Annotated in this window: 1 protein-coding gene; it reads right to left on the bottom strand. The window is 66.5% G+C overall.

Going from position 1 to position 603, the window contains the following annotated elements:
* The coding region (locus CSC78_RS18780; RefSeq protein WP_238391348.1) for a methyl-accepting chemotaxis protein at window positions 1-603 on the bottom strand (603 nt) is incomplete at both ends.

Raw genomic sequence — 603 nt, 5'->3', positions numbered from 1 at the left:
CGCTGGCTCGCAGGTCCTGGGCCTGCTGCTCCATCGCCCGCGCCGCCGCCGACGCCTCTTCCACGAGGGCGGCGTTCTGCTGCGTGGTCTCGTCGATCTGGATGATTGAGCCGTTGACCTGGTCGATGCCGGCGGCCTGTTCCTGGGACGCGGCTGCGATCTCCGCCATGATTTCGCTGACGCGCTGCACGGCGGCCACCACATTGACCATCGATTGCCCCGCCTCGCCGACCAGCGCGGAACCGTCCTTGATGCTTTCGACCGATGCCTCGATCAGGGCCTTGATCTCCTTGGCGGCCGTCGCCGACCGCTGCGCCAGTGTTCTCACTTCGCTGGCCACGACAGCGAAACCTCGGCCCTGTTCTCCCGCGCGTGCCGCTTCAACCGCTGCATTGAGCGCCAGAATATTGGTCTGGAACGCGATGCCATCGATCACGGAAATGATCTCGGAGATGCGGCGCGAGGATTGCTCGATGGTCGACATCGTCTCCACGGCACGCCCCACGATCTGACCGCCCTCCGCGGCTACGCCGGAGGCGGACAGCGCGTGCGCATTGGCCTGGCGCGAGGAATCGGCGTTCTGGCGCACGGTGGAGGTCAGCT

This window comes from Pseudoxanthomonas japonensis, from assembly GCF_010093445.1.
GTDB classification, from domain to species: Bacteria; Pseudomonadota; Gammaproteobacteria; order Xanthomonadales; family Xanthomonadaceae; genus Pseudoxanthomonas_A; species Pseudoxanthomonas_A japonensis.
Note: the sequence above shows the minus strand (reverse complement) of the source record. Positions and strands in the feature narration are given on the sequence as shown.